Raw genomic sequence first — 21,095 nt, forward strand, 5'->3', positions numbered from 1 at the left:
CATCGTGTCCACTTCACCCCGCACTCCATCGCACCGGGAGGACAGCAGCCCGGTGACAAGCCAGCGCGTCCTCAGCGGGCGCTATGAGCTGGGTGAGCTGATCGGTCGCGGCGGTATGGCCGACGTCTTCCGCGGGATCGACACCAGGCTGGGTCGGACCGTTGCCATCAAGCTGCTCCGCCCGGATCTCGCCCGGGACCCGCAGTTCCAGGCCCGGTTCAAGCGCGAAGCCCAGGCCGTCGCCGCGCTGAACCACCCGTCGATCGTGGCAGTCTTCGACACCGGGGACCACGCCGTCCCCGGCGGCCACGACGACACTGTGCGGGTGCCGTACATCGTGATGGAGTTCGTCGCCGGCAAGACCATCCGGGATCTGATCCGGGCCAAGGAAGTCACCATCGACCAGGCCATCGACTTCAGCCTCGGTGTGCTCTCGGCCCTCGATTACAGCCACAAGGCCGGCATCGTCCACCGCGACATCAAACCGGCCAACGTGATGTACTGCACGGACTCCAACAGCGTTAAAGTGATGGACTTTGGGATCGCCCGCGCCATGGCGGATTCCTCTGCGACCATGACCCAGACGCAGGCGGTAGTGGGAACGGCCCAGTATCTGTCCCCCGAGCAGGCCCGGGGCGAAACGGTCGACGCACGGAGCGACCTGTACTCGGCGGGCTGCCTGCTCTACGAAATGCTGACCGGTCGGCCGCCGTTCATCGGCGACAGCCCCGTGTCGGTGGCCTACCAGCACGTGCGCGAAATCCCTGAACCCGCCAGCAGCCTCAATCCAGACGTTTCCGAAGCCCTGGACAGTGTGCTGGCCAAGGCACTGCAAAAGAACCGGGCAGACCGTTTCCAGGACGCCGCGGCCTTCCGGCGCGCCCTCCGGGCGGCCCGCAGCGGCGTCGCCGTGGCGGCGCTGCCGCGCAGCGAAAGTCCCACCGATCCGAACAACACGGTTGCACCCACGGACCACGTGCCGCCCACGGCCGCTTTCTCCCTAACCGGCGCCGCATTCCTCGATGACACCGCCGCCGGTATACCACCCGCGCACCTCCCGGACAGCAACGACCCGCTCGCCGCAACATCCGGCGGCCACATGCTGCCGGACACCGGGAGCCTGCCGCTCAGCCTCCCGGCGGAGCGCGAACCCAGCGGCCAGCAGAAGTCCCGCCGCCGGACGTGGGTGGCCACACTCGTGATCTTCACGCTGCTGGTCCTGGCGGGCGGCGGCCTGTGGCTCTACAACATGGTCAACCAACAGCCGCCGCCGGTGGCAAAGGTGGACGTCCCCACGGTGGCGTCCCTGACCGAATCCGAGGCTTTGCAGAAGCTCTACAACGCCGGCCTCAAGCCCCAGCTGAGCCGGGTCCAGCATGAGACCGTTCCCAAGGGAACGGCCGTCGGAACGGTGCCCTCCGCCGGGAGTTCACTGGAACGCAACTCCGAGATCACGCTCAAGATCTCCGAGGGCCCCAGCGTCATCACGATCCCGGCGGACCTGCCCGGCCGGACCGAGGCGGACGCCAGGGACGTGCTGCGCAGGACCGGTCTGACAGGGGCGCCCAAAACCACGCTGAACAACAGCCCCAACGTGGCGGCCGGTGTCGTCATCACCACCAACCCCGCACCGGGCCAGAACGTGGCTGTGGGGAGCACGGTGGAAATCATTGTCTCCACTGGCAAAGTGGCGGTGCCTCAACTCGTCGGGCTGACGCAGGCGGAGGCTGAGGCGGCGCTGAAGACGGTCGGTTTGGTTCCCAGCTTCAGGGAAGTGGAAAACACCCAGGTTGCGGCGGGCAAGGTGACCGGGCAGAGCGATCCTGCGGATGCACCGGTCGAACAAGGCAAGACGATCACCGTCACCGTGGCCAAAGCTCCGCCGCCCCCGCCGGTGCCATCCCCCTCGCCGTCGCCGTCGTCGACCAAGACCAATTCCAAGGACGGCGCCGGCAGCCTGCTCGGCAGCTTTGCCACTCCCTAGGGCGCTCCCCGGCGCCCTCCGGAGGCTGACGCCTCAGGGCCAGCCGTGGGTCAGTGCTGGATGAGCGGGCTCAACGCGGAGGCCCGGGCGGCGGCGCCTGCCATGCCGAGCGACTCAAGCCAGTTGCCAAGCATCAGATAGCCGCCCTCGGTGAGCACCGATTCAGGGTGGAACTGGACCCCGCACAACGGTGCCGTGCGGTGCTGCAAGCCCATTACGACGCCGGTTCCCGTCTCCGCGGTGATCTCCAGAACCTCGGGGATGCTTTCCCGGACGGCGGCGAGCGAGTGGTAGCGCGTCGCGGTGAAGGGCGAGGGGAGGCCGGCGAAGACACTGCTCCCGTGGTGCTCCACGAGCGAAGTCTTGCCGTGCATCAATTCGGGGGCGTGGGTGACCCGGCCGCCGTAGGCCTCCGCCAGCGCCTGGTGCCCAAGGCAGACACCCAGCATCGGCTTGTTATGGCTGCCGCACCACTTGATCAGCTCGATGCACACCCCGGCCTCAGCCGGCGCGCCCGGCCCGGGGGAAATCAGCACGCCGTCGCGTGCTTCGGCCATCTCAATCGCCTCGGCCAGCGTCACGTCGTCGTTGCGAACCACCGTGGTCTCCGCGCCGAGCTCCTGGAGGTAGCCGACCAGGGTGTAGACAAAGCTGTCGTAGTTGTCTACAACCAGGATCTTCGTTGTGCTCATGGGTGCCTTGCTGTGCCAATCGTCGAGTCAGTGGACGGGCTGGATTGCGCCGTCCAAGGGAACAGGAACTAAACCATCAATACCAGTACCCCAGCCAGCAATACCAGCGCCGGCGCAACCGCCGGCCGCACTGCTTCCGGCAGCACCGGCGCGGTTCCCTGCGCGACGCGGGCGTGGCCCTAACTACAGCTAGAATTGGCTGCGATTAGGATTCCAAACCCGACCACGAGCGTGATGCCCGCCGGCTATTCCTCCTTGCAGGATATCAAGCAGAGTCATCCGCTCTTCGTCCAGCCCGTCTAGGAGGACCCGTGCCAGAGTCGAAGCCGCGAAAGAGGACTGCCCGCGTGGCGCAGCAGACTTCCGCGACGCAGGCCTACAAGCCGAACCCCGTCTGGTTCAAGCCGGTGATGTTCGGCCTGATGATCATCGGACTGCTGTGGATCATCACCTTTTACATCAGCGAAGGCGCCTTCCCGGTCAAGGACTGGGCCTCGTGGAACATCGTCGCCGGCTTTGGCATCGCCATCGTAGGCTTCCTGATGACCACGCGCTGGCGTTCCTGATTCAGTTCTACCCGTTCGCAGGAGGCCGGCACACCCGTGTGCCGGCCTCCTGCGTTAAGCGCGCAACCTTCCGCGGTTGAACGGGCGATAATGCTGGAAGGCAACTCTCCAGCGAAGGATTTCCACATGACTCCGGATGTTACTGGCTGCATCATTGGCGAGGACGGACTGGCCCGGCCCGCCTGGGCAGCCGCCGACCCCCTGCTGCGCGACTACTATGACAGCGAATGGGGCCTCCCGGTGCGGGACGAACAGGGGTTGTACGAACGTATCAGCCTCGAGGCGTTCCAGGCGGGGCTGTCCTGGGCAACGATCCTGCGCAAGCGGCCTGCCTTCCGCGCCGCCTTCGCGAATTTCCACCCGGAGACCGTGGCAGCCTTCACCGACGACGACATCGAGCGGCTCATGCAGGACGCGGGCATTGTGCGCAACCGGCTCAAGATCCGCGCAGCGATCACCAACGCCCGGGCTACCCTCGACCTCAGGGACGACGGCGGGCTTGTGGACTTTGTCTGGGCCTACCGGCCCGACGCCACCCCGGAACCCACTGCCCTGGACCAGATCCCCACCAGCTCACCCGAGTCCACCGCCCTGTCCAAGGCGCTGCGGAGGCGCGGCTTCGTATTTGTGGGTCCCACCACGATGTACGCCCTGATGGAGGCCATTGGGATGGTCGACACCCACCTGCTGGACAGCCACCGCCGGGGCACGTCGGGCGTCTGGGCCGGGTAAGGCCGCAACCGGCACAGCGGGCCGCCAGCTGCACAGCTGTGCACAAGTTAACTAAAGTTATCCACAGCGTGTTGATGACCGGTGCGGCCGTCGATCCTCGCACAGAACCCTCCGGTGGCGCCGTTCCGCGCCGAGATCCGGGACCGCGACGCCGGCATGCTCCCGAATGACAGCTCTGTAAGTTATTAACAATGTGGATTGTCTGTGGATAACCTCGCGCGCCACCCACGGTTCCATGGTTTAGGCGGTTTCGGGGGTCCTGCGGCCCGCGGGTCCCGCGTTTGGCGGCACGGCTGGCACCGTTGATCGGAGGCGGCAGCGGACCCCGGGTTATCCACTTAACAACAGCCTTATACCCACAAGTTATCCACAGCTGGGGAGAACTTCCGAGAGCGGCAGCCCGTGCGAATCCGGAAAGGCCTGCAATGTCAGGGTTTTGCCCCGGAGAACTTAGAGGATCAAGTTATTAACACTGTGAAGAACGCTGTGTATAACCGAGTTAAAATCAGATAAAAGGCAACGCACCGCGAGCCCGGGTCCCCTGGCATCGCTCGCGGCCGGGTCGCGCGGCCCTGCGCCCACGTCTCCCGTGGCCTTGGCTGGCTCGGGGCGGTGGGGCCACCGTGAGGCTTTGCGTGCCCGGGCTGACGCCGGGCAAACACGCACCGGCTGTGGCGGGTCGGCTCCGCGTGGACCTGCCGGAAAGTTGTCCACTTAACCACAGACGCGCCCTGGTGAGTTATCCACAGATGTGGAGATTGTGGGCGCCTCGTTCCGGAATTTGCCCACTGTGGCCGTCAGATCCGGCAAGGCGGTCTGAACTACAGGCATGTAAGTTACCAACAATGTGGATAACCCCTGTGGAAAAGTTCCCCCGGAGACGACGCGTGTGGAACAGGGTGCAGGGGTTCCGCAAAGGCGCGGCGGAGGGGGCGGCGGCTAGGCAGTGAGCGCGGTGGCGGCCACGCGCAGGGCAGTGGCCGCAATGAGCAGGCACACCACCAGGACCATACCGGCGGCCTGCAGGAGTCCCCGGCGCGGCCCGCGCGGCACGTAGGCGATCACGGCGGCGCACAACGCCCCGGTGATCAGGCCGCCGAGGTGGGCCTGCCACGCGATCTGCGGGACCACAAAGCCGATGACACCGTTGATGGCGATCAGGACCCAGAGCTGCCTGGTGTCACCGCCGCGCTGGCGCTGGACCACCAGCATGGCGCCGAAGAGACCGAAGATGGCACCGGAGGCACCGACGACGCCGGTAAGGGGCTGGCCCGGAACGTAGGCCGGCGTCAGCAGGAGATAGCCGACGGAGCCGCCCACGGCGGACAGCAGGTACAAGGCCAGGAAGCGGATGCGCCCGAGGAGGGGTTCCAGCGCCTGGCCAAACATCCACAGCATGTACATATTCAGCACGATGTGGAGGATAAAGCCCTGGGAATGAAGGAAGGCCGACGTGAGCATGCGCCAGGGCTCGAAGGCTCCATACTCCGGGGTGGCGTACACGGTGGCGAAAGCGAAGTTCTGGTAGATCCCGTCGTTGGGAACTATCCACTGCAGCACGTACAGCGCCGCACAGGCCGCGATGATCCCGAGGGTAACGAGCGGCCTGCCGACGGCGGCAGCCCCGCCGTAGACCGAGCGGGGCGTCGGCGTCGTACGGTTGGTTTCGTTGACACAGTCAACGCATTGGAATCCGACGGCGGCCGCCCGCTGGCAATCGGGGCACGCAGGGCGCCCGCACCGCTGGCACCGCACATAGGCGGGGCGGTCCGGGTGCCGGGGGCACACCGGGATCTCCGCGGACGGCTCTGCCGCCGGAATTCCGTAGCTCATGGCCTGGGGCTAGAGCTGTTCGATGTCAATGCTGTTGATAACGACATCCTCGACCGGGCGGTCGCCCATGCCGGTGCGGACACCCTCGATGGCGTCCACGACCTTCTTGGATTCCTCGTCCGCAACCTCACCGAAGATGCTGTGCTTGCCCTGCAGCCAGCCGGTCGGGACGGTGGTGATGAAGAACTGGGATCCGTTGGTGCCGCGGCCCATCTGGATGCCGGCGTTGGCCATGGCCAGCTTGTAGGGCTCGTTGAAGGTCAGTTCCGGGTGGATTTCGTCGTCGAACTTGTAGCCCGGTCCGCCGATGCCGCGACCCAGCGGGTCTCCGGCCTGGATCATGAAGTCCTTGATGATGCGGTGGAAGATGGTGCCGTCGTAGAGCGGCGTACCGGTCTTGTCCTCGCCGGATTCCGGGTGGGTCCAGGCTTTCTCACCGGTCGCCAGGCCGACGAAGTTGTCGACGGTCTTCGGCGCGTGGTTGCCGAAGAGGTTGACGACGATGTCGCCGAGGCTCGTGTGGATAGTGGCTTTTGCGGTTGCGTTGGCAGTCATAGGCCCTATTCTTCCACGGCAGGTGGAGACGTACAGGGCCGTGCAGCCAGTTCCGCGCTGGGTGAAATCGCGCCGAAATCGGGCCTAAGAATAGCCGGTGGGGTCACGGCCACGTAGGCTAACAGCAGAACCGTCACATTAATCGGGAGGTAGTTGTGAAGAAAACGGATCGTATTGCCCGTGAGCTGGAGCACTCAGTCAGCAACGCGGTAGAGAACGCCAAGGACTGGGCAGCCCCGCGGGTTGAGGCGGCAGTCGACTGGGCTGTTCCCCGTCTGCAGCAGGGCCTGGACACCGCTTCTCCCAAGATCCAGGAGGGCCTGAAGTCGGCGGCCCACAACCTGGCCGGTGGCGTTGCCACCGTGACCCCCCGGATCCAGGACGGCTTGGCCCAGCTGGCGCCCAAGATCCACGACGCCGTCGACAGCGCCACCCCACGGCTGCACGAAGCCTTGGACAAGGCCACCCCGGTGATCGCCAGCGCCCGCGACCGCGTCGTCGAGGAGTACCTGCCCAAGCTCTCCGACCAGATCGGCCAGGCCTCCGACGCCGTGCACCGCACCCTCGAGAGCGCACCCGCCCACGTGGACGCCGTGGCACAGCGACTGGTCGACTCCGGTGTTGTCCACAACATCCAGGAGCAGGCACAGACCGCCGGGCAGCAGATCAAGGCCGCGGCAACCGAAGCCAGCCGTGCCGTCAGCGGTGAACTCGCGAAGCCGCAGAAGCCTAAGCACCGCGGCTTCCTCATCTTCGGCGTCATCGCCGCGGCGGTCGCCGCCGGCGTCGCTGCCTGGAAGGCTTCCAAGCCGATCGAGGACCCGTGGAAGACCCCGGCTCCCGTCACGCCCGCGACGCCGGCGCCGGTCCCTGCCACCACGGTGAACGACGTGAAGGAAGCTGCCAAGGACACCGCCGACGACGCCGCTGCGGCAACCGTTGCCGCCGCCGATAAGGCTGCCGAGGCCTCGGCCGACGCCGCCGACGACGTGGCTGCCAAGTCGGGGGATTCCTCCGCGAAGGTCGCCACTGACGCCAAGACCGCGGTACGGAACATCGCTTCGAGCCTGAACGGCGAAAACAAGGCGAAGTAGACCGTCCGCCGGGCGGCTCACGAACGGGCCGCCGTACGGCAGCAACCAGGGAGGGATCCCGCCACCGGCGGGGTCCCTCCCTGTGGTTTGCCAGTTCCAGCGCCTGCAGTTTCAGCGCCTGCCCTACCCGCGCCTTGTCCCTACCCGCGTCGCGGAGCCGGTCAACGGCCGTAGGAAACGCTGCAGGTGCTAAATTTGGGGGGATGTCACCCGAAAAATCCTCTGCGGATACCGTGCGCGATGCTGAGCCGCCTCCGGCGGTCTCCATCGTCATCCCCGCGTACAACGAGGAAAGCGTCATTCGGCAGTGCCTGATTGCCGCCGTTTACCAGTCGGTCCCCGCGCACGAGATCATCGTGGTGGACAACATGTCCAAGGACCGCACGGCGGACATCGTCCGGCAGATGCAGTTGGAATATCCGGAGAGCCCGATCCTCCTGCTCAGCCAGGACAAGGACCAGGGCCTGATCCCGACGCGAAACTTCGGACTGGACCACGCCACCGGTGATGTGCTGGGCAGGATTGACGCAGACTCCGTCCTTGAGCCGGACTGGGTGGAGCAGGTCCAGCAGGCCTTCGCAGATCCGGCCGTGCATGCCGCAACCGGTCCCGTGGTCTACTACGACATGCCGATGCGCCGTTTCGGGCTCAAGGCCGACGACAAAATGCGCCAGCTCATGCTCAAGCTGGCCAAGCACCAGTATCACTTTCTCTTCGGCTCCAACATGGCCCTGCGCCGCTCCGCCTGGGAGACGATCCGGCTGGAGACCTGCCGGGATGAGAAGGACGAGATGCACGAGGACATCGACCTCTCCCTGCACCTCGCCGACCACGAACTTCGAATCCAGTACTGGCCGCAGATGGTGTCCGGCATGTCCGCCCGCCGCCTCGAGGATTCGCCCCGCGACTACCGCTACTACGTCACGCGGTTCGACCGCACCTACAAGGCGCACAACGTCAAGAAGATGGCGCTGAAGGCACCGATGGTCGTCTTCTTCTCGGTCTACTTCCCGGCCAAGCTGCTGCGCGCCATCCACACCGTCAACACCACCCAGCCGGCCCGGCGCGGCGGCCAGTAGCCCCCGCCGGCCCCGGCCGCCGTCGTCAGTCCGTTCCCAGCTCCGCAAGGCGGGCGGCGCTGCGCCGCACCGCACGGGAGCGGCGCTGGCCCATCACGACGACGGCGAGTCCCACCAGGATCATCCCCAGTCCGGCGTAGGTGCCTGCCGGGAGGGTCTCAGCCAGGAACGCCGCCGCCAGCAGGGCTGCCCCCGGGATCTCCAGCAGGATGATCATCGAGACCAGCAACGGGCTCATGGTGGCCAGCAGGTGGTTGAACGCCGTGTGGCCCACCAGCTGGGCACAGACCGTGATCGCCAGGATGCCGAGCCAGCCGGTCGCTTCGAAGCCGGCCAGCGGCTGCCCTGCGGTGACGGCCATGACGGCGACGACGGCCGCACACATGCCGTAGCAGAGCGTGGTGTAGACGCCGGTGCCCATGGTCTGGCGGGCCTTGCCGCCGGCCAGCGTATAGATGCCGGCCAGCACGCCGCCGGCGACCGCGAGCAGGTCACCGGCCAGCGCCTCGGGTGAGCTGCCCATGTCGAAGCCGGTAATGGCCACCACGCCGCCGAAGGCGAGGCCGAGGCCGGCCAGGACCTGCCAGCGGTGTCGGACCCCGCGGAAGAGCTGGAACACGGCGATCCAGCCCGATTGCAGGCAGACCAGGGCGGTGGCAGCGGCCACCGAGGTCAGTTGCAGCGAGGTGATGAAGCAGGCGAAGTGCAAGGCCAGCGCAACCGCCGCGGCGAGGGACCAGCGGAACTCGCTCCCCGTGACCCGGCCGAACTGGCGGGGCTGCCGCACCAGCACGGGCCCGGCCATGACCGCAGCTCCGATCGCGTTGCGCCAGAACGCGATCGCGAGGGCGCTGACGGAGGTGGCACCGAGGGTGGCGGCGATCAAGGGGCCGGACGAGGCGACGCCCAGCACGCCCAGGGCAGCGAGGAAGAAGTTCACGCCTCAACAGTAGTGGCCCGGCGGGGGCGCAACCGTCCCGGGTCATCCCGTTACGGCTAGGACGGGCCGGTGCAACGCAAAAGGTCCCGGCCAGCGTTTCCGCTGACCGGGACCTTTTCCTATGGTGGAGGCACGGGGACTCGAACCCCGAACCCCCTGCTTGCAAAGCATAAGTTCAAGGGGCTTTTGCTCTTGTAAATCAGGAGAATTTACTGCCCCGGGGCGCATCTGGGGCGCACCTGTCCGAGGGGCTCACGGCCTGGTTCTTCTTCGATACGACGCTACGTGCTTGCCGAACACGAGTGCTACGGTGCGGCCAGGACGTGACCCCCGCCGTGCAGATCGAGCGTTCGCGCTCTCATCTGACAGCAGCAGATGGTCGACCACGAACCTTCGGTTTTCGAGATTCAAATCGGGCTCCGGTCTAGGATCCATTTGCCCCTCTTGGAAGATGTCAGCCTCGACTGAATAAGTATGTTCTCATACGGACCACAGCGCAGCGGAGTAGCAGAAACAAAACCTCCCGGAGGAGAGTTCGCCATGGCAGCACCCTACGATGAAGAGTTCGCCACGTCAGCAGTCCCCCTGGCCCGGTCCGGAAGCTGCTGCGCTAACTCTGGCTGATCCACTGCAGTCGCCATGGGAGCCAAAGTTCCACTCATGATCAGTCCTCCCGGGACTGCCCGGCGTGTCAGGCCAACCCCGCATTGAGCGCTATTCAGACACACCCGGCCAACCTGGTCCATCTGGATTCACCTATTCCAGACGGCCCGGCACCGGGCGTTAGGCCGGAAGTATGCCGGACCTGCTGAGTAACGCCCGGGTCTTGGGGTGTTGGGGCGTGGTAAAGATGCGGGATGGGGGTCCCTGCTCTACGATGACGCCTTGGTCCATGACGACGATCCGGTCGGCGATTTCCCTGGCGAATTGCATTTCGTGGGTGACGATGACCATGGTGGTTCCCTGTTGGGCGATTTTTTTGATGACGGCGAGTACTTCGCCCACCAGTTCAGGGTCGAGTGCCGAGGTGGGTTCGTCGAAGAGCATGACGCTGGGTTCCATGGCGAGTGCCCGTGCGATGGCGACGCGTTGCTTTTGGCCGCCGGAAAGCTTGCTTGGGTAGTTGTCCATCTTGTCGCCAAGCCCGACCATTTCGAGATTGGGGACAGCGATGGCGCGGGCCTGCGCGGTAGAGAGTTTCTTCACGTCCCGAAGGGGTGCCATGACGTTGCCGAGAGCGGTCTTGTTGAGGAACAGGTTGAAGTGCTGGAAGACCATGCCGATGTCGGTGCGTTTCTGTGCCGTGATCGTCGCCTTCTCGGCGATTAGTTCGCCGTCCCGTTCTTCGTAGCCGATCAGGTGCCCGTTCACGTAGATTCTGCCGGCCTCGATGGTTTCGAGTTTGTTTATGCAGCGAAGGAGGGTGCTCTTGCCGGATCCGCTGGATCCCAGGATGGCGACGGTTTCCCCGCGGTGGACAATCAGGTCCACGCCTTTGAGTACTTCCACCCGCTTTTGCACATGTCTGCGTCCGGATAGCCGTCCCCAGAGGGTTTGCTTCGTTTCCGAGACGAAGGTTTTGTGGACGTCCCGGACGTCGATGATGGTGTCGTCAGCCATTGGCCCGTGCCTTTCGTTCGAGCACTACCACTACGCGCGAGAGCGGAAGGCTAATAATCAAATACAGGATGGCCGCAGCGGTGTAGATGGCCGTGGTCTGGAAGGTCTGGCTGTTGAGGATATTGGCGGTCTTCAGGATCTCCGTTACTGCGATCACGGAAGTCAGGGCGGTGTCCTTGATCATCGCTATGAAGTAGTTGCCGATTGGGCCCATTGAGACCACGAAGGACTGTGGAATGACGACCTTCCATAGGGTCTTGGTGGGTGTGTAGCCGAGGGAGAGAGCGGCTTCGGTCTGGCCGTGTTCCACGGAGAGAATGGCGGAGCGGAAGACCTCGGAGAGGTAGGCGGCGTAGTTTAGGCCGAGGCCCAGGATGCCAGCCGGGACGGGTTCGATGTCCACCCCTATGCTGGGCAGCACGAAGAAGATGTAGACCAGCTGAACCAGCAGGGGGGTGCCGCGGATGATCTCGAGGTAGAACGTTGCGATGGCGCGAAGTATTTTACTTGAGGAAATGCGGGCCAGGGCAATAAGGAGACCCAGGACCAAGGCCAATGCCATGGCTCCGAGAGCGAGCTGCACAACGACGGGTACGGCCACAAGGAGTGCCGGGAAGACGGCGAAGGTGTTGTTGATGAAATCCAAGGAATCCCTTAATTTAGGGTCGGGCAGGGCCGGCGGCTGTCCGTGGTGTTGAATCCATCTCGCGGATTTCCGCCGGCCCTGCGGGAAGTGGGGCCTATTTGATCATGTTGGCGTCGGTCAGCCCGTATTTTTTGAGGATTTCGAGGTACTTCGGGGTCTTTTTCAGGTCCGCGAGTCCGGAGTTGAGGTCCTGTAGCAGCTGCGTATCGTCCTTGCGGACGCCGGCGCCAATGGTGCCGGGGTAGTAGGGCTTGTAGGGCGTGACGAGCTTGAGCTTGGGGTTCGGCTTCTGGACGAGGCTGTAGCCGATGACCGCGCTGTCGGTGAAGACTGCGTCAACCTGCTTGTTTTCCACTGCTGCCAGCAGAGCTGCCTGCGAGTCAAACAGTTTGACCTGGCTGCCTCCCAGGCTGTCCACCAGGTCCTTGAATACGGTTCCGGTTTGCGCGCCGAGTACCTTGCCTTTCACGTCGTCCCGGGAGGCGAGAGTAGAGTCCGCCGGGACGACCATCGCTTCGCCCTCCGTGTACCAGGGGTCGGTGAAGTTGATTTGCTTCTTCCGGTCGTCCGTGATGTACATGGCGTCCACAATGACATCAGCCTTCTTCGCGGATAGACCGGCGATCAGTGTGGCGAACTCGGAGGTGAAGACCTTGATCTTCCAGCCTTTTTGATCTGCGATGGCCTTCATCATGTCCCCGTCGATCCCCTTGAGCTCTCCGGAAGACTGGTCCGTGAAGGAGAACGGGGCGTCGTTGGAAGTGGCGATGGTGATTGTCTTCTGATCGGAGCCAGCCGTTGAGCCGCTGGTGCTGCTGCCTCCTGAGCCGCAGGCGCTCATGGCCAGTGCGATGACGACGCCCATGGGAACCAGGGCCGCGAGCCGTTTGCCGCGCTTTTCTGTGTTGAACAAGGTGTGCCTTTGTTAGTGGTTGGTGTTATCGGTTGAAGCGTTCGAGTCGAAGGGTGGCGGTGGCCTTGTGGGCCTCCATGCCTTCGAAGTCGGAGATCGTCGCGACGTAATTTGCCAGACGCGGGGTCGCCTGCTGTTCGACGCGCTGGAATGTGAGGGGTTTGAGGAACCGGGATACCGACAGCCCGGCCGAGGAACGAGCGCCGCCTCCGGTGGGAAGCACGTGGTTGGTACCGGAGATGCCTTTGTCCGAGTAGGCCACCGTGGACCACGCGCCCAGGAAGAGGGAGCCATAGTTGTGCAAATTGGCATGGTAATAAGCGTCGTCGGCCGTCTGAATTTCCAGGTGTTCCGGGGCCAGACGGTCCATGATCTGCACGGCGGTTTCCCTGTTGTCGGCCAGGTAGACGGTTCCGTAGTCCCGCCATGCAGGTCCGGCGATGTCCCGGGTGGCCAGGGTCCGCAGCTGCCTGGCAATCTGCCGGACGACTTCCTCCCCCAGTTCCCGGGATGTCGTCACCAGGGATGCCGGGGATTGCGGGCCGTGTTCGGCCTGGCCCAGCAGATCGGCAGCGACGAGTTCGGGGTCGGCGGTTTCGTCGGCGATCACGGCGACTTCGGACGGTCCGGCGAGCAGGTCGATACCGACCCGGCCAAACAGCTGCCTTTTGGCCTCGGTGACGTAGGCGTTGCCTGCCCCCACCAGCATGTCAGCGGGTTGTTCGCCTAGAAGACCGAAAGCCATGGCCGCTATGGCCTGCACACCGCCCACGATGAACGCCCGATCAACCCCGGACAGATAGGCCGCATACAACACTGCCGGGTGACCGCTTCCCCCGCTGGTCGGCGGGGTGCACGCGATCACACTGCCGACGCCGGCGGCTTTAGCAACCCCCACCGTCATAAAGGCGCTGGCGAGGATGGGGAAGCGTCCGGCCGGCAGATAGGCACCGACGCGCGGCACGGGGACGTATTTCTGCCCGGCGTACACCCCCGGCATGAGTTCGGTTTCGAAATCCGTGAGACGTTCCCGCTGCTCGGCGGCGAACAATCGAGTTCGGTCGGCACCGGCCATGAGTGCCTCACGCAGGTCCGGGGTCAGGTGATCGCCGCTCCGGGCCAGCGTATCCTGGCTGATTTCGATGCCGTCCCCTGCCCAGCCGTCGAGCTGGCGGGAGTACTTTAGGACGGCATCCATGCCGTTGGTCTCAATATCACCCAGCATCGCGGAGACCGTGGCGACGACCTCGGGGAGCCGCTGAGCCGGCACCCCGACGACAGCGGGGCTCTTCAGGACATGAAAGACTCCCTGGATGTGTCGCGTGTCACTCTCTGTGATGTGCATGGGCTCAAACGTACGGTTATCGCACGTATCGCACAACCGGGCCTAAACCGGTGAGAGCCATCGGGTTTACCTATGCCTTGGCTAACCGCGTTAGCTGGCCGGGCATATCACCTTGTCTCGGCTTCCGGGGCGGGGAGCCTACTAACCCTGCGGCCTATAGGGTTGGCCTATGACCCTCATCCAGCTCAGAGCCTTCCTGGCGGCATACGAGCTCGGTTCTTTCACAGCGGCGGCCAAGAAGTTGGAAACAAGCCAGGCGTCAGTATCGGAGCTCATCAGCCGGCTCGAACACGAACTGGGCCACACGTTGTTCATCCGCGGCGGGCGCAGGCTGCTGCCGACCACAGCGGCGGTCGAGCTTCAAGTCCACGCACTGCAGTCGGTGACCTCCTTTGACAACGGTGCCCAAGCACTGAAGTCGATGTCTTCCCTCGAAGGCGGCGTCTGCACGTTTGGTGTGTTGCGGTACGGCGCCTACTACGACCTGGCGGATCTTGTGCAGCGCTTCCATGGACGCTACCCCAAGGTAAAGGTTCACCTCGTCGGTCTCAATTCAGTTGCCGTGGCCGAGTCAGTGGCTGCAGGCGAAATCGAAGCAGGCCTCATAGTGCTGCCGGTGGTCGAAACGGGGCTTCAGGTCCGACCACTCTTCCGGGATGAGGTCTTCTACATCTCGGCAACGCGGGACCCGTCCCGCGGCCCTATGACGATCGAGGAGCTCGTCAAGTCCAAACTGGTGCTTTATGACGCGTTCGCCGGCTGGCGGGACCCCACACGCAGACAGATCCTGGAGCGTGCACGACTGAAGGGGCTGAAGATCGATCCCGCGATCGAGGTAGAGCACGTGGACACCGCGCTGGGACTCGTTTCCACGGGAGCCGCTGATACGTTCGTGCCCCAAGCCATTGTCAACGGGGTCGGATTCCCGCAAAACGTCAAGGCTGTGCCTTTCGCCGATCCCCTCTACGACACCATCGCCCTGATCCAGCGCGAGGCGGCCTATCTCTCTCCCGCCACACGAAAGATGGCGCAAATGGCGGAGCGTACACTCCTGGCCAAGGTAGCCCCGGGGCGGAGCGTGCGGCGGTGAGGAAGCAGGAAGATCAGCCTTCGGTCTGATGCCGAAACCCGGAGCCCTATACCGGCTCCGGCGGCCCGACTCCTTGGCGAAGACCGCGTGAAGGTGATCTGGCAGGCACCGTTCCCGATCCGGCCGGCTAATGCCGCGTTCGTGACAACCTGGCCTTGACCATTCGTTCTTCTTCAGTGTTCAGGCCTCTACGAGGGCTCAATCCGGATCATCCACGTGTCCGGCGCCGGAAGGCGACTGAACCCGAATTTTTCGTACAACCCGTGCGCATCGCCCGTGGACAAGACAATCCGCTTGATATTCAGCCGCTCGAGATGACTACAGACGGCGGATACCAGTGCCTTTCCCAAGCCCTCACCTCGCACGGACGAATCGGTAAAAACGTCGCAAAGCCACGCAAAAGTAACCCCGTCGGTCACGACGCGCGCATAAGCCACCTGCTCATCCGACCCGGTCCGGTAAATCCCAAAATTCCAGGAGGCACTGATCGCGGCGTCCTGCATCACTCTGCTGCGGCCAACCGCCCAATAAGAATCCTCACTCAGCCACCGGTGAACTTGGACACGGTCTATTCGTGAGGTGTCGGAAGAAAATTCAAACCCGAGCGGACACTCGATGGCAGGCGGTATCGTCATACCCGAAGTATTCCAGATCCCCGTCGAGCTCGACCCACAATGCCGAAAGACCACTCGTCCAACTGGCCGTCGCCGCTCGGGCGCCGGCCAGGCGGACCCACCTTAGATGCCATTGTGCCGCGGCATTCAGTTACTCCGGTCTAGTCGTTGACGCGGACCTCGGGAAACCAGCCTGCCGCAATGCTCCTTCATGTCGCAGTTACACAACGGACCCGTGGTTCGACAGGATGCCCGTGGTGGTCTGCGTGATCGCGCCACCAGACGCTTATTCCGGTGGCCGCGTCGAGGCGCGGGTGCTCAAGTGGGCGACCCGCACCGGCGTCCACGTCGATCGCGCAGCCTGCGTCTGGCTGATCGGCAGGAGCATCGACAAGGCCTGTGAGTGCATCTGCGTCACAGACCCCTGCCGAGGTCCCCGCCAACGCGGTGCCCTTCGACATGCCCGGCGCGGACCCCACCGACCACGGCCACCACTGCACCGTCGCGGCCATGCTGCGCCGCTACGACATCGTGGATCCGTCCTGTGGAAACTGGCCGAAATCATCGACCACGCCGACATCGACGAACGCTACGATGCCCCGCGGCCCCGGCATCGTCTGGACAGCAGTTCGGACCCGAACGGCAAATTTCGCCGGTGGTTTGAAACGTGGCGGTAAAGGGTCTGGCGGCTGACGCCCTGCTCTTTACACAGGGTGCCGCGCGTCTTCCGTTTCCAGGGAGCCCATCTCGCGCATCACGGACAAGTTCCTCGAGGAGATGAACGAGTGGCAGAACCTGCCCCTAGATGAGGTCGGCGATCGTCATGGACGCCATCGTGGTCAAAATCCGGGATGGCCAGGTCGCCAGCCGGCCGATCTACGCCGCCATTGGCGTCATCCTGGACGGGGGGAAGGACATTCTGGGCCTGTGGGCCGGGCTGCGGCGAAGCCGCGAATTACTGGATGAGCGTTCTCATTGACATCAAGAACCGTGGTGTGAAAAGCAGCTTCTTCCTGGTCTGCGACGAACTCAAGGGCCTGCCGGAAGTAGTGGGCAATGCCTGGCCGCTGACGTCGGTCCTCCGCGGCAAAACTACACTGGCCGGGGCGCTTTTGGGGCACCTGAGTCCTGAATGATCAAAAGCCACGAGCTTCTCACAGTTGTCCGTCACACTTGGATCCGTTCGAGTACCTGGCGGGGTCACTTATGACCTTGGCGAGGGTTTCGACGGGCACGAAGACGCCTTCGCCTTGGCCGCCGGCATAGACGACGCCAACGAGGAGCCCTGCTGCATCGACGACTGGGCTCCCTGAGCTGCCATGTTCGACTGGAGCGTCGCTGTAGATCATCGGAAGCGAGGACCATCCAATCGGGTCCGGTCCGTACCTCAGCACACGACCGTTTGTGGTGGTGAGTTGACCTCCGAGAGGGTAGCCCACCACGGACACGGCCGTGCCTGTTGCCGGGTTCGACTGTGCTAGCCGGATGGTGGCTGGTAGGACCTCCTTGGTCCATACGAGGGCGAGGTCGGCCACTACTGCGGCACCGACGGCATTCACCGCGATATCCCGGCCATCATAGGTGCTCACTTGGAGGAGAGCTGCGCCTCCGATCACGTGGCGGTTGGTGACCAGAACATGGTCTCCGATAGCGAATCCGGATCCTGAGGACACTCCACAGCCGATGTTGCGTATGCGGAGGGCCGCTTTCTCGTACTTGCTAAATCCGGCTGCGGTGGCGACCGCCACCGGTGATTGGAAGGTAGGCGCCGGAGCGGGTGTCTCACGGTACGATCGGGCTGGCTGAACATCCGACGGAGGGGGCACTGGGGCCAGGCCGCAGCCTGCCAGTGCAAGGACAATGAAGGAAATCGCTGCTGCGATGCGAAACGCGGGCCGCGTCACCTGCCAAGTCCCTGGATTGCACTGGTCAGACTGTTGGCGTCTTTCCACGCCACCTCACAAACGGAGTCGACCGACGTGGAACGCGTCTGCCACGCCGCATGATCATACGGCCGAGGTCCGCCCAGAAACGTTTCAAGATCCTGGTGCTGGTGAATGCATGCGGCCGTTTCGTTCGTCACCTTCTGCGAGTTCGCTACGAGGGCAGTCAGGACGGCAGCGGTGTCCCCGATCTGGGCCTTCTCATTAGCTAAGGAACGGATTCGGGTGTTCGACGAGCTGAGCTGAGTCGTCGTGTCATTCAACTTCTTAGTAGTGTCGTCCAATTGGGAGGCCAGCGTAGTGTTTTTCTGCGCGAGATCGTCTCGGACGGCCGTCATGGATGAAAGGTCACGAGCCGTCTTGTCGGAGGTCGTGCGCCATTGTTCCGCCGAGTTGGTGGTGTACACGTAACCTGCTCCGACCGTGAGCAGGCCTGCCGCCAGGATCAAGATAGTGACAACGTATGGCCAGCGGCGCGGCCTAAGTAGTCCAGGTCGGTCGGGGGTTCGCTCGTCACCGCTCAGATGGGGGTCGGCGACGTATTGGCCGGCCTCGAGTTCCCCCTCGGCCTCCGGTGCAGTATCCAACTTGAACCCCCTGAAGTCGCCAACTGCCAAGAATCAGTCTGATCTTAGCGGACGCTCGTTCGTCGGAATAGACGAAAAAGTCCAGGAGTCAGGACCCACTCCGCTGCAGTGAATCTGGCGGGTTCCAGTCGATATTAAGTTCCCGCTCTGACCGCCCCTTTCCGGCAACAAGACCATCAATCCTTGCCATGAGCGGCTCAAGTCCTGCGGGGGCCAGATGGCCGTACTCATTCAGCGTGGTCGAAGGCTTGGAGTGGCCCAGTGCCCGACTGACCGACAGAATGTCTCCGCCGGCCTCAGAGAGTGCGATCGCGGCGAACGTGTGCCGGAGTCCGTGGACATTGATACGTGCGATCCTTTCGGATCGGCCCGCATTCGCCCGAGTGACGCCGCGGGTGACGACGTCGGACACATACCGCTTTCCGACCGGACAACCCGGCTTGCGGGGACTCTCGAACAGAGGTGCCGACTCGGGACGCCCGTGGGTATGTTCCAGCAGCCAGGGCAGCATGGCCTCAGGCACCGGGAGTCGGCGTCGGCTGGCCCGGGTCTTGGTCGTGTCCGTGCCGGACCCCGAATTCCTCACCCAGAGCCTGCCGTCGATAAGGTGTCCGACAAGCAACGACCGGGCCTCGCCGGAACGCACACCCATCAGGCCCAGCACCCCCAAGAGCGCCTTGTCGGCGACCTTCGGTGTAGCCGCGATGACGGCCATGAGCTCTTCGGACGACCAGTAGGGGCGCTCCACGTGGCCGAGGGACACGACGATGCCCTCGGTAAGGTCGGCGTCAACGAGCCTGTCGTGGACGCCTCGCTTGAAGGCTGCCCGAAGGATCTCGACCTGTTTCTTCCGAGACGATGCAGCCAGGCCAGGGCGCCGCGACCAGATCTCGATCTCGGTGGTGTCTAAGGTCGAGACGACTCGGTCGCCGAACGCCGCGCGGACGACTCCTGCATGATGAAGGTCAGTGCTGATTGTGTTCGGAGAACTGCCGGGGTCTGCCTTGGCAGAGAGATGGCGGTCCAGGAGGGTGCCGACGGTCACTGACGCCGCACGTACGGCCTGAGCTCTGGGAAGGCCCATCTGACTGGCGTCGTCCTGGTACGCCTGGGCCTTCTGGTGCTCTCTGTACGACTGCTTGCGTTGAGGCGCTTCCCGGCCGGAGCCTTCCCGCCATCTCCTCTGCCAGCGCGGCGCGTTGCGTGCACGCTTTTGCGCGACTTCCGCCTTGGACAGGCCTGTCCAGAGGTCGTGGACGGTCATAGTGGCCACCGGTCGGTCGTCAGGGTTTCGGCGATGTCCTCCTCGGCCTGGCGTTTCATCAGACGCTGCTCGTTCCGGTCACGTCGATCGAGTTCAGCGCGAAGTTCTTCATCGGAAAACGCTGCAAGGACCTGCCGTGCGAGGACGGAGCGGCCGGCCACAGCCGCCTGGGCTTCTTGCTCGGACGCGAAGGAGACCTCCTGCCCGGCTTCGACTCGGCTCGCTTCGACGAGCAGGTCTGCGGCGCGGGCGCGATCGTGGACGCGGAGGACGTCCGGGTGGATGCGCAGCGCGGAGGCCAGCTTGACCAGCGTTCGGTCCGGCGGGATTGCAACTCTGGCCTTGCCGTCACGGTACCGAATACCGTTCATCGCAATGTGCACAGCCGCGACACTCAGTCCGGTCGCTGAGGCGAGGTCGGCAACGGTTAGACCCGATTTCCGGTATGCGGCCTTGAGCATCGCGCTCTCGGGCGGTACATCGAGCCCCGGTTCATTGGTAGAGATGTTCACACACGGCACGATACTACAAATCTTACCAATCTGATACTCTTGAATAGTCAGGCTCCTCCGAGCCGACCGTCAAGACGCAGCCGGTGAGCTGCGCGCGTCTCGAAAGAGGCGAGTGAAACCGGCCAGGAGGCCGTACGGGGCCGAGGTACACCAGACGCGTACGGACATCGGATCTTCATCTCGAAGTCCGAAAGGCACCGTTATGCATTCCAGCATTCACACCACCCTGACCAGCATCCTCGACAGCATCGGCCGCGAACATTCGCTGTTGGACGTGAAGGACGCCGCACTGGTGATGGGCGTGACCCCTTGGTGGGTCCGCCAGCTCATCGCCAAGGGGGATCTCCGCGCAATCAACGTCGGCGGACCTGAGAAAGCTGCGCGCTTTCGGATCGACCCCCACGACCTGAACGCCTGGATGCGCGAGCGGGAGACCAGGCCGCGCGACCTGGTCGGTTGACCAGTTGGTTGCGGCCGTCTTGCTCCAGTGTCAGCACTCGATTGGGGCCGCGCAGGATCGGCAGCCGTCCGACCTCACCTCCGTCCAGGAGCTGGAACACGCTGCGGAAGCATTGCGGAACCCCGCACGGAAGACGATCCGCATTCAGCTCCGCAAGGCTTCCGCAGCCTCCTCTCCCCCGAGAACACACAGAAAAAAGGGCCTAGCCTGCGGAGCTGCGGACGGAATCCCCCTACTTCTCTCCTTGTAGGTCAAAAAAAGAAGGGGTGTGGGTGCCGAAAGAGAACTTGGGGGAAGTTTCCGCAGTTCCCCGGCTCCGCATCACACAAGCAACCTGCCCGAAACAGGACCGGTAGTCACGGGCTCACTTCTTACGAGGAGTTTCTTCTCTCCGGTACCTGAACCACATGAAGAAAGTCCCCGCCGAAGCGAGGGCTCTTCAATAACTCCGCCCCATCCAGATCACGAGTGGCCGCTCGTGGACGATCCGAAGGGATTACGTAATCATGCAATCCCCGGCCGGGCCAAGCACCACGAACGTCGGAACGGCAGGCCTTACCTCCTCGACCGTGCGGCCGCAATGGTCGCCACCAGGGTGCCCGCCGGCACCACCCCCGGCGAAGCTG

The 21,095-nt window shown here is 64.0% G+C and carries 21 protein-coding genes and 2 pseudogenes; 10 read left to right on the forward strand and 13 right to left on the reverse strand.

Annotated features, from left to right (window positions below):
* Positions 1–4: 4 nt before the first annotated feature.
* A complete protein-coding gene (gene pknB / locus ACZ5Z0_RS09250) occupies positions 5–1,984 on the forward strand; it encodes a Stk1 family PASTA domain-containing Ser/Thr kinase (protein WP_464108151.1) in 1,980 nt (659 codons plus the stop codon).
* Positions 1,985–2,034: 50 nt separating this feature from the next.
* Here pknB and ACZ5Z0_RS09255 read toward each other — a convergent pair whose 3' ends face one another.
* Positions 2,035–2,676, reverse strand: a complete 642-nt coding sequence (locus ACZ5Z0_RS09255) for an aminodeoxychorismate/anthranilate synthase component II (protein ID WP_464108152.1) — start codon at positions 2,674–2,676, stop codon at positions 2,035–2,037.
* A 311-nt stretch (positions 2,677–2,987) separates the two neighbouring features.
* On the opposite strand from ACZ5Z0_RS09255, the gene ACZ5Z0_RS09260 reads away from it, so the two are divergent.
* Positions 2,988–3,242, forward strand: a complete 255-nt coding sequence (locus ACZ5Z0_RS09260; RefSeq protein WP_464108153.1) for a cell division protein CrgA — start codon at positions 2,988–2,990, stop codon at positions 3,240–3,242.
* A 126-nt stretch (positions 3,243–3,368) separates the two neighbouring features.
* Positions 3,369–3,974, forward strand: a complete 606-nt coding sequence (locus ACZ5Z0_RS09265; RefSeq protein ID WP_464108154.1) for a DNA-3-methyladenine glycosylase I — start codon at positions 3,369–3,371, stop codon at positions 3,972–3,974.
* A gap of 939 nt (positions 3,975–4,913) precedes the next feature.
* On the opposite strand, the gene ACZ5Z0_RS09270 is transcribed toward ACZ5Z0_RS09265, so the two are convergent.
* A complete protein-coding gene (locus ACZ5Z0_RS09270) occupies positions 4,914–5,807 on the reverse strand; it encodes a rhomboid family intramembrane serine protease (RefSeq protein ID WP_464108155.1) in 894 nt (297 codons plus the stop codon).
* 9 nt (positions 5,808–5,816) lie between these two features.
* Positions 5,817–6,362 (reverse strand): peptidylprolyl isomerase, encoded by a 546-nt coding sequence (locus tag ACZ5Z0_RS09275; RefSeq protein WP_138767895.1) that lies wholly within the window; start codon positions 6,360–6,362, stop codon positions 5,817–5,819.
* A gap of 155 nt (positions 6,363–6,517) precedes the next feature.
* On the opposite strand from ACZ5Z0_RS09275, the gene ACZ5Z0_RS09280 reads away from it, so the two are divergent.
* Positions 6,518–7,456 carry a hypothetical protein gene (locus ACZ5Z0_RS09280; RefSeq protein WP_464108156.1) on the forward strand — a complete coding sequence of 313 codons (939 nt, stop codon included), beginning with the start codon at positions 6,518–6,520 and terminating at the stop codon, positions 7,454–7,456.
* A gap of 203 nt (positions 7,457–7,659) precedes the next feature.
* Positions 7,660–8,535, forward strand: a complete 876-nt coding sequence (locus ACZ5Z0_RS09285; protein ID WP_464108157.1) for a glycosyltransferase family 2 protein — start codon at positions 7,660–7,662, stop codon at positions 8,533–8,535.
* Between the two features lie 25 nt (positions 8,536–8,560).
* Here the strand turns inward: ACZ5Z0_RS09285 and ACZ5Z0_RS09290 are convergent, their stop codons facing one another.
* From ACZ5Z0_RS09290 to hisD, 5 genes are all read right to left on the reverse strand, one after another.
* Complete coding sequence (locus ACZ5Z0_RS09290; RefSeq protein ID WP_464108158.1) at positions 8,561–9,475, reverse strand: DMT family transporter; 915 nt, start codon at positions 9,473–9,475, stop codon at positions 8,561–8,563.
* A 783-nt stretch (positions 9,476–10,258) separates the two neighbouring features.
* Complete coding sequence (locus ACZ5Z0_RS09295) at positions 10,259–11,095, reverse strand: amino acid ABC transporter ATP-binding protein (RefSeq protein ID WP_464108159.1); 837 nt, start codon at positions 11,093–11,095, stop codon at positions 10,259–10,261.
* Positions 11,088–11,741, reverse strand: a complete 654-nt coding sequence (locus ACZ5Z0_RS09300; protein ID WP_464108160.1) for an amino acid ABC transporter permease — start codon at positions 11,739–11,741, stop codon at positions 11,088–11,090. The genes ACZ5Z0_RS09295 and ACZ5Z0_RS09300 overlap by 8 nt, the downstream gene beginning before the upstream one ends.
* A gap of 94 nt (positions 11,742–11,835) precedes the next feature.
* Complete coding sequence (locus tag ACZ5Z0_RS09305) at positions 11,836–12,654, reverse strand: substrate-binding periplasmic protein (protein ID WP_464108161.1); 819 nt, start codon at positions 12,652–12,654, stop codon at positions 11,836–11,838.
* 25 nt (positions 12,655–12,679) lie between these two features.
* Positions 12,680–13,999 carry a histidinol dehydrogenase gene (gene hisD / locus ACZ5Z0_RS09310; RefSeq protein WP_464108162.1) on the reverse strand — a complete coding sequence of 440 codons (1,320 nt, stop codon included), beginning with the start codon at positions 13,997–13,999 and terminating at the stop codon, positions 12,680–12,682.
* A gap of 169 nt (positions 14,000–14,168) precedes the next feature.
* Between hisD and ACZ5Z0_RS09315 the strand changes: the two genes are divergently transcribed.
* The gene (locus ACZ5Z0_RS09315; protein ID WP_464108163.1) at positions 14,169–15,089 is read left to right on the forward strand and encodes a LysR family transcriptional regulator; all 921 of its coding nucleotides are present in this window, start codon (positions 14,169–14,171) and stop codon (positions 15,087–15,089) included.
* A 188-nt stretch (positions 15,090–15,277) separates the two neighbouring features.
* Here ACZ5Z0_RS09315 and ACZ5Z0_RS09320 read toward each other — a convergent pair whose 3' ends face one another.
* Positions 15,278–15,724, reverse strand: coding sequence for a GNAT family N-acetyltransferase (locus tag ACZ5Z0_RS09320; RefSeq protein WP_464108164.1), 447 nt, complete (start codon positions 15,722–15,724; stop codon positions 15,278–15,280).
* Between the two features lie 227 nt (positions 15,725–15,951).
* Between ACZ5Z0_RS09320 and ACZ5Z0_RS09325 the strand changes: the two are divergent.
* The 3 genes and pseudogenes from ACZ5Z0_RS09325 to ACZ5Z0_RS09335 all read left to right on the forward strand — a co-directional run.
* Positions 15,952–16,077: pseudogene (locus tag ACZ5Z0_RS09325) on the forward strand (hypothetical protein); the annotation flags it as partial.
* An 85-nt stretch (positions 16,078–16,162) separates the two neighbouring features.
* On the forward strand, positions 16,163–16,396 hold the full coding sequence (locus tag ACZ5Z0_RS09330; protein WP_464110758.1) for a hypothetical protein: 234 nt from the start codon (positions 16,163–16,165) through the stop codon (positions 16,394–16,396).
* 30 nt (positions 16,397–16,426) lie between these two features.
* Positions 16,427–16,782 (forward strand): annotated as a pseudogene (locus ACZ5Z0_RS09335) (transposase); the annotation flags it as partial.
* A gap of 75 nt (positions 16,783–16,857) precedes the next feature.
* On the opposite strand, the gene ACZ5Z0_RS09340 reads toward ACZ5Z0_RS09335, so the two are convergent.
* The 4 genes from ACZ5Z0_RS09340 to ACZ5Z0_RS09355 all read right to left on the reverse strand — a co-directional run bounded on the left by ACZ5Z0_RS09340 (position 16,858) and on the right by ACZ5Z0_RS09355 (position 20,009).
* Positions 16,858–17,451 carry a trypsin-like peptidase domain-containing protein gene (locus ACZ5Z0_RS09340; RefSeq protein WP_464108165.1) on the reverse strand — a complete coding sequence of 198 codons (594 nt, stop codon included), beginning with the start codon at positions 17,449–17,451 and terminating at the stop codon, positions 16,858–16,860.
* 152 nt (positions 17,452–17,603) lie between these two features.
* Positions 17,604–18,233, reverse strand: coding sequence for a hypothetical protein (locus ACZ5Z0_RS09345; protein WP_464108166.1), 630 nt, complete (start codon positions 18,231–18,233; stop codon positions 17,604–17,606).
* 88 nt (positions 18,234–18,321) lie between these two features.
* The gene (locus ACZ5Z0_RS09350; RefSeq protein ID WP_464108167.1) at positions 18,322–19,497 is read right to left on the reverse strand and encodes a tyrosine-type recombinase/integrase; all 1,176 of its coding nucleotides are present in this window, start codon (positions 19,495–19,497) and stop codon (positions 18,322–18,324) included.
* Entirely contained in the window at positions 19,494–20,009 is a 516-nt protein-coding gene (locus ACZ5Z0_RS09355; protein ID WP_464108168.1) for a helix-turn-helix domain-containing protein, read from the reverse strand. Before ACZ5Z0_RS09355 ends, ACZ5Z0_RS09350 begins: the two co-directional genes overlap by 4 nt.
* Positions 20,010–20,211: 202 nt before the next feature.
* Here ACZ5Z0_RS09355 and ACZ5Z0_RS09360 point away from each other — a divergent pair, with 202 nt between their 5' ends.
* Positions 20,212–20,469, forward strand: coding sequence for a helix-turn-helix domain-containing protein (locus ACZ5Z0_RS09360; protein WP_464108169.1), 258 nt, complete (start codon positions 20,212–20,214; stop codon positions 20,467–20,469).
* Positions 20,470–21,095 lie beyond the last annotated feature (626 nt).

The sequence above is a fragment of the Arthrobacter sp. T2-23 genome, assembly GCF_055398325.1.

Coding starts and splice junctions, on each gene's coding strand:
- ACZ5Z0_RS09255 (WP_464108152.1), bottom strand. CDS start 2,676: ATGAGCACAACGAAGATCCTGGTTGTAGACAACTACGACAGCTTTGTC.
- ACZ5Z0_RS09265 (WP_464108154.1), top strand. CDS start 3,369: ATGACTCCGGATGTTACTGGCTGCATCATTGGCGAGGACGGACTGGCC.
- ACZ5Z0_RS09270 (WP_464108155.1), bottom strand. CDS start 5,807: ATGAGCTACGGAATTCCGGCGGCAGAGCCGTCCGCGGAGATCCCGGTG.
- ACZ5Z0_RS09275 (WP_138767895.1), bottom strand. CDS start 6,362: ATGACTGCCAACGCAACCGCAAAAGCCACTATCCACACGAGCCTCGGC.
- ACZ5Z0_RS09285 (WP_464108157.1), top strand. CDS start 7,660: ATGTCACCCGAAAAATCCTCTGCGGATACCGTGCGCGATGCTGAGCCG.
- ACZ5Z0_RS09295 (WP_464108159.1), bottom strand. CDS start 11,095: ATGGCTGACGACACCATCATCGACGTCCGGGACGTCCACAAAACCTTC.
- hisD (WP_464108162.1), bottom strand. CDS start 13,999: ATGCACATCACAGAGAGTGACACGCGACACATCCAGGGAGTCTTTCAT.
- ACZ5Z0_RS09315 (WP_464108163.1), top strand. CDS start 14,169: ATGACCCTCATCCAGCTCAGAGCCTTCCTGGCGGCATACGAGCTCGGT.
- ACZ5Z0_RS09320 (WP_464108164.1), bottom strand. CDS start 15,724: ATGACGATACCGCCTGCCATCGAGTGTCCGCTCGGGTTTGAATTTTCT.
- ACZ5Z0_RS09330 (WP_464110758.1), top strand. CDS start 16,163: ATGCCCGGCGCGGACCCCACCGACCACGGCCACCACTGCACCGTCGCG.
- ACZ5Z0_RS09350 (WP_464108167.1), bottom strand. CDS start 19,497: ATGACCGTCCACGACCTCTGGACAGGCCTGTCCAAGGCGGAAGTCGCG.
- ACZ5Z0_RS09360 (WP_464108169.1), top strand. CDS start 20,212: ATGCATTCCAGCATTCACACCACCCTGACCAGCATCCTCGACAGCATC.